General features: G+C 44.1%; 7 protein-coding genes and 1 pseudogene. 3 read left to right on the forward strand and 5 right to left on the reverse strand.

Features of this window, described 5'->3' with window-relative positions; genetic code table 11:
- Positions 1-267, forward strand: a 267-nt coding sequence (locus tag B3180_RS06865) for a thiamine pyrophosphate-dependent enzyme (RefSeq protein ID WP_286843709.1), incomplete at its 5' end; no start/stop codon positions are given.
- On the opposite strand, the gene B3180_RS06870 is transcribed toward B3180_RS06865, so the two are convergent.
- On the reverse strand, positions 264-836 hold the full coding sequence (locus tag B3180_RS06870; RefSeq protein WP_199493896.1) for a glutathione S-transferase family protein: 573 nt from the start codon (positions 834-836) through the stop codon (positions 264-266). The genes B3180_RS06865 and B3180_RS06870 overlap by 4 nt on opposite strands.
- A gap of 12 nt (positions 837-848) precedes the next feature.
- On the reverse strand, positions 849-1,727 hold the full coding sequence (locus B3180_RS06875; RefSeq protein WP_054489013.1) for a cation diffusion facilitator family transporter: 879 nt from the start codon (positions 1,725-1,727) through the stop codon (positions 849-851).
- Between the two features lie 190 nt (positions 1,728-1,917).
- Here B3180_RS06875 and B3180_RS06880 point away from each other — a divergent pair, with 190 nt between their 5' ends.
- Together B3180_RS06880 and B3180_RS06885 are read left to right on the forward strand one after the other, a co-directional pair.
- The gene (locus B3180_RS06880; RefSeq protein ID WP_199493897.1) at positions 1,918-3,054 is read left to right on the forward strand and encodes a hypothetical protein; all 1,137 of its coding nucleotides are present in this window, start codon (positions 1,918-1,920) and stop codon (positions 3,052-3,054) included.
- A 6-nt stretch (positions 3,055-3,060) separates the two neighbouring features.
- The gene (locus B3180_RS06885; RefSeq protein WP_199493898.1) at positions 3,061-3,459 is read left to right on the forward strand and encodes a phosphate ABC transporter substrate-binding protein; all 399 of its coding nucleotides are present in this window, start codon (positions 3,061-3,063) and stop codon (positions 3,457-3,459) included.
- A gap of 38 nt (positions 3,460-3,497) precedes the next feature.
- Here the strand turns inward: B3180_RS06885 and B3180_RS06890 are convergent, their stop codons facing one another.
- The 3 genes and pseudogenes from B3180_RS06890 to B3180_RS06900 form a co-directional block, all read right to left on the reverse strand.
- A complete protein-coding gene (locus B3180_RS06890) occupies positions 3,498-4,439 on the reverse strand; it encodes a GGDEF domain-containing protein (protein ID WP_278358495.1) in 942 nt (313 codons plus the stop codon).
- Positions 4,432-5,424 carry a response regulator gene (locus B3180_RS06895; RefSeq protein WP_222236048.1) on the reverse strand — a complete coding sequence of 331 codons (993 nt, stop codon included), beginning with the start codon at positions 5,422-5,424 and terminating at the stop codon, positions 4,432-4,434. Before B3180_RS06895 ends, B3180_RS06890 begins: the two co-directional genes overlap by 8 nt.
- A gap of 41 nt (positions 5,425-5,465) precedes the next feature.
- Positions 5,466-5,908 (reverse strand): annotated as a pseudogene (locus B3180_RS06900) (permease); the annotation flags it as partial.

The following is a 5,908-nucleotide window of genomic DNA, read 5'->3' on the forward strand; positions in this document are numbered from 1 at the left end:
TACGGCATGATCAAATGGAAACAGCAACACATGAAACTCAGCGACTATGGCTTAGATTTCAATAACCCGGATTTTGTGAAATATGCAGAGTCTTATGGTGCGAAGGGCTATCGTTTAGACAAAACTGAGAATCTGATACCGCTGCTAAAAGACTGCTTAGATAAGCCCGGGGTTCACCTTATTGATGTTCCGGTGGACTATTCACAAAATGACCGGCTGCTGAATGAGGAAATTCCCCAGCGCAGCCGTGCCATTAAAGCCGATTAATCACGGTTAGGATCAGTATCCGCGAAGTAAGGATAGTCGTTTAATTTATCGACAAAGGCCTGAAGTCGCGGATACTTATCCAGATTAAAGCGCTCACGGAATAAGCCCCAGCTTAAGAAACAACCTAAACGTAGCTCTCCGTCACTAAAGGGGTGAGGCCCTTCATAAGCAACCGCATGCTCTTTGTCTTCCATGAGTTGAAGTATGTCATCAATACGCTGCTGCTGGCGCTTAAGGTAAGGTACCTTATCTGGTGTTACACCCGCTTTTTCTAACAAGAACAAATTAATGGCAGCATCCATAGCCGTGTTTACCAGGCAGTACTGATCAAAATCTTTTGTGTCCGCAAAAAAACGCTCATCGGCTTTTTCCCGAACGTATTTTAGTATGCTGCTTGAGTCATGAAGGCGCAGATCATTGTGGTGCAAAAACGGCACCTTTTTAGCCGGGGTTAATTTAGCGCTGGTTTCAAAGTCCGTTTCGGTAAATGAGAATTTTGTCTTTGTCTCCAGTAAAGCAATGCGACAATGCCTAACGAACGGCGAGGTATAACTTCCGAACAATTCCATGATCTTCTCCTGTTAATGATCTCGACAAGCTTCGTCTGGGTACTCCAGCTCTATGGTTGTATGAGCCAGCTCAAACACAGCTAACTGTTCTGATATTTGTTGTTTTAAAAGCGCTCTTTCCGCGCATTCCAGTTCTTTTGATACCACAATATGCGCCGTTAATACATGGCGCTCACCATCCAAAGACCAGAAATGTAAGTGGTGGGCATCATTCACGAGTTCTAACGAGGTTAATTGTTCGCGTATTTGCCGATAAACTTCCGGGTCGGGGGACGCCTGTACAAAGAGTTTAACCGTAGAACCCAGGTGACGAATAACGTTCACCAAAATAAACAGGGTAAAAGCAATGGATAAAAGGGGGTCTAAAATAGGCCAGTCGACAAACATAAGAATGATCGACACAATTAGCACCGCTACCCAGCCCAATACGTCTTCAAGCAGATGCCAGTTAAGCACGCGTTCATTCAGCGACTTGCCATGAGAAAGCTTAAATGCCGCATAGCCATTCACAATGACACCGAACACGGCCAATAGCGCCATACCTTCGGCCATTGGCATTACCGGGTTCCATAAACGAGGAATAGCTTCGAATAAAATCCAGATAGAACCTGCCGTCAGTACAACAGCATTAATAAAAGCACCCACCAGAGAAAGCCGCTGGTAGCCATAGGTAAAGGTGTGGGTTGCGTCTTTTCGACTGAACTTATCCAACAGCCAGGCCATACCAATAGAGATGCTGTCGCCGAGATCATGCACTGCGTCAGCTAAAATAGCGGTACTGTTAGTCAACACTCCGCCAATAAACTCAATAATGGTAAAACACAGGTTAAGGAAAAACGCCCAGCCAATGCGCTCTGACGAGCTTTCGTGGTGATGATGGTGATGGTGCATAGCATCCTTAACTGTTAATCAAATGTACTTTTCAGGCGATAAAAAGCGCATAAAAATGAGCCATATTGTTAATTTAACACTCTTTTGTACGGCAAATGAAGTATTGCTTACGCATCTTTAACAGTGCAAAATTTCGCCAAATTTAGATCCCTCTAAATTAAGATGATGTAACTTTTCTCAGGAGCTTTAAATGAAGTACTCTCTAGCAGCTTGTTTCGGTGCTGCAGCACTGGTCATGAGCCTGCCTTCTCAGGCACAAGATAAAATTCAGTGGAGCGGTTTTGGTAATATCGCAGCAGGTATGACAACTGGCAGCGACGACGAACTGTTTGGCTACGATAACGACGTAGACTTTAATCCGGAGAGCTTATTTGCACTACAAGCAAAAGCCAACTTATCTGACAAACTCAGTGTCACCGCACAGATTATGTCTCGTGGCTCAGAGGACTTCGACTTAGGTGTTGAATGGGCCTACTTACAGTACCAACTAACCGACGCGGCAAGCATTAACGTGGGTAAATTGCGCCTGCCTTTCTATATGTATTCAGACTCTCTGGATGTAGGTTACAGCTACCACTGGCTACGCACACCTCAAAGTGTCTATCGTGTCGCTTTCGATAATTACACTGGTGTGAGCTTCCAGCACAACGCCTTTGTCGGTAATTTTATCTTCAATACGCAAGTTATTGCCGGCAACATGCAAGACGATATTGAAGCAGGTGGCAGCGAAGCGGCAGAAGCAGAAATGAATAATCTGATAGGTTTTAATACCAGCGCCATCTACAACAACCTGACCATGCGTATTGCGTATTACCAGACCAACGATACCAACATTCATCTTAATGAGATTGACGGCTTGCTGGCAACGCTAAGAGAAGCGGGAGCTGCACAGGTCGCTTCAGAGCTGGAAGTTTCTGAAGACAAAGGGACTTTCGCTGGTGTCGGTTTTATGTACGACAATTTCAACTGGTTTGTAGGTGGAGAATATACCGAGCTTGAAGTTGATGGCAGCTATATTCCTGAACAGCGCTCTAGTTATCTTACTGCAGGTAAGCGTTTTGAAGACTGGACATTACACGCTACCGTTGGCCAAACCGACGATAAAGTCATTGATGCCGAGCGTTTCAGCGTTCCTGTTCCTCAGTTACAAGCTGTTATTAACCAAGTAGCAACTCAGGTTATTAGCGAGAACACTTACACCTCTGTAGGCGCCAACTTTAACATCGCGCCAAGCGCTGTACTGAAGTTTGACGTTACCCATTCTGACGACAAGTTAATCGATGAGTCTGACGTACTGGTTTCCGCTGCAGTTCAATTTGTATTTTAAGGAATTATGATGAAAAAGTTTGCTGTATTTCTCATCGTTATAGCGACAAGCCTGCTGAGCTTTTCAGCTCTTGCACAAAATGGTGTAGTCGTTTCACAAACTGAGATTAATGAAGAGTCAGTTTCTCGAATATTCCTGGGGCAGTCGCGAGTTTTAACCGGGGTAAACTTACCTGAAGACTCAGCAACCCGAAAGGCTTTCGAAGAAACCTTATTAGGGCAGTCTGGTGAGCAGCTTAAACGCCACTGGGCAAAGTTGAAGTTCACCGGCCGTGCAACGCCGCTAGATACTTTGGCAAATGATGATGCGGTTATTGAGTTTTTGAAGAGCAACCCGCAAGGCATTGGGTATGTTTCTGATAAAAGCAAAGTGTCAGGTGATTTGAAGGTAATTGCTACTTTCTAAACCATAAGAATAAAACCTCCGGTTGTTTGCCGGAGGTTTTACTTCGATACCTGGTTTCGGCCCTTCTCCTTCGATTCATATAACGCAGCATCCGCTTTTTCTAACCAGCTCTCAGCAATTGAAAATTCATTAGAAAACTCAGCAACGCCTGCGCTTACTGTCAATTTTAGCTGCTCATCGTTATATTCTTTGCCTAAGGGCAGGGGCATTTCTTCTATCTGCTTTCTCAGGCGTTCGGCCACTAACACAGCATCATTTAATGACGTTTTAGGTAAGAGTATGACAAACTCTTCTCCACCGTAACGACCACAGGCATCCGTTTCTCGCTGACTTTCCAATATAATATCCGCTATTAGCTGAATAGCCCGGTCACCAATTTGGTGCCCATAAGTGTCATTAACCTGCTTAAAGTGATCAATATCCATCATAATAACTGAAGCGGTGTCTTCGTAACGCTTACAACGAAGAAACTCCTGCTCAAACAGCGTTTGCCAATGGCCGCGATTAAACAGCTGGGTTAAGGCGTCGGTCTGGCTGATGGTTTTTAGCTTTAATAAGTTATTCGCTTCCTCACTGACGTCATAAACCAACGCACAAATATGGTGAATTTGCTTGTCCGTAGAAAATAGAGGAAATAACGTCACGTTCTGGAACATCAAATCAGATTCAGCCGTAAACGGTCGGGTGTTTTCGAAGTTCAGAATATGGGGCTCTTGCTGCCAGTTACAGTGAGCCTGAATACCCAACTTTAAAACGGACTCAGTTTTATATTGGAACCAGCTTTTAGGTAAGGTTGGCAATAGCGTAAACAAATTTTCATCTTTAGCGACAACGCTACTGATACCGCTATGGTTTTCCATAAAGCCATTCCACACTTTAACGTCGTAATCGCGGTCAAAAACAATCAACCCAACCTCAATGTTCTGAAGAATTTGCAGTACCCAGTGTAGGTTGGTGATGTCTAGTTCCTCTTTATTCATCGATAAAGTACCCGGCTCGTTCTTCAAGTGCAGCAATTGAAGCTTCAGTGAAAATAACGTAGAGATCGCAATTTAAATGGTAATCAGGGATCTCATAATCGATGGTAATGATTAAAACTTCTTTATCTTTCACATCCTCTTTAAAAACATTATTGACGGTTTCGCTCATTCCCAAGAAAGCTGGCTGGCTAATATTCAACTCTAAATCCAGTTGCGATGAGAACCGCTTTAAAAAAGCGGCAATAAGCGTTGAGGCAACATCTAAAAGGACACTTCGGCTGTCGTCCTTAAATTCATAACCGTGATAGTCCGACAACTTAGACGGTAAGTCGTTGAGAGTTCGGTTATCAACACAGAGAATGGCTTCTCCGGCTATAGCGTTACCAACAAAACCTTCGGACACCATGTTTACCCGGATATTTTCATCGTGAAGTTCGTTAATCAGAGTATTGTATGGGCGCTTAGCAACATCGGGCACAGGTAGCTGAATAAAGGAACCCAGCATACCACCAAGCAGTTTTGCCGCATCACCAAGCGCAATATTGCTCACTTCCTTTAAAATATCGGTAGGTTCAATATGTTCCGTTTTTGTCTTCTTACGCTGGTGGTTCCCGGGCAATAACTCTCTGATAAGGCCGTAGCGCTCAAGTACATCGTGCAACTCTTCAGAAACAATGGGTTTCTTTATAAAACCCAAAGCTCCGAGCTTTTCAACCCGGCGCTGAGACTCTTCCTGTATGTCACCGGAAACAACAATAGTCAGGCAGTCTAACTGCTTTTCCTTAATGTTCTGTAATACCTCAAAACCATCCATAACCGGCATAGTTAAATCCAGAAACAGCAGCTCAACAAGACCTTGCTCTACAAGAGCTAAAGCTTCTTGCCCGTTTTCAGCAAAGCGCACCTCAATGTCCCAACTCTTGGGTAAGGCATGCTCAATGCTTTTTCGAGCAACTTTTGAGTCATCACATATCAGAACTTTCATAGTCTAAACATGGCATAACAAAGCCTGTCCGTTAAGATACTTTACAAAATATAGACGGTCATTCCGCCCAGTAACCAGAATACACTCACACCACAAAGGCCAGTCATAACCTTTTCACTTACCGAGGACGAACCGCCATGGTCATGGTGGTGGTGATGGTCGTGCTCTTTTTGTTTCTTACGCCAAAGAACAATCATGACCACGCTTAGTAGTAAGAAAATAAGGTTCAGAACAAAGCCATAATCAAGTTTGAAATGTTTCTGCTCGGCCGGTGACGACCATTGTGATGCGTCCGGCAGTAAATCAAAGGCGAACAGTCCATAGTGCATAACCAAGGATGCTGCCACCAGACAAGTGAAAAGCATTAAGGCAATATACAGCGCCATTTTCCAGCCATAGTAACGAGCATTAATTTTTAGTACCGGCAGTACAATTAAGTCGGAGAAAATGAACGCCATAACACCGGCAAAGGCTACGCCCTCAC

Origin of the sequence: Idiomarina sp. UBA4206 (genome assembly GCF_002383015.1) — a bacterium.
Taxonomy (GTDB): Bacteria; Pseudomonadota; Gammaproteobacteria; order Enterobacterales; family Alteromonadaceae; genus Idiomarina; species Idiomarina abyssalis.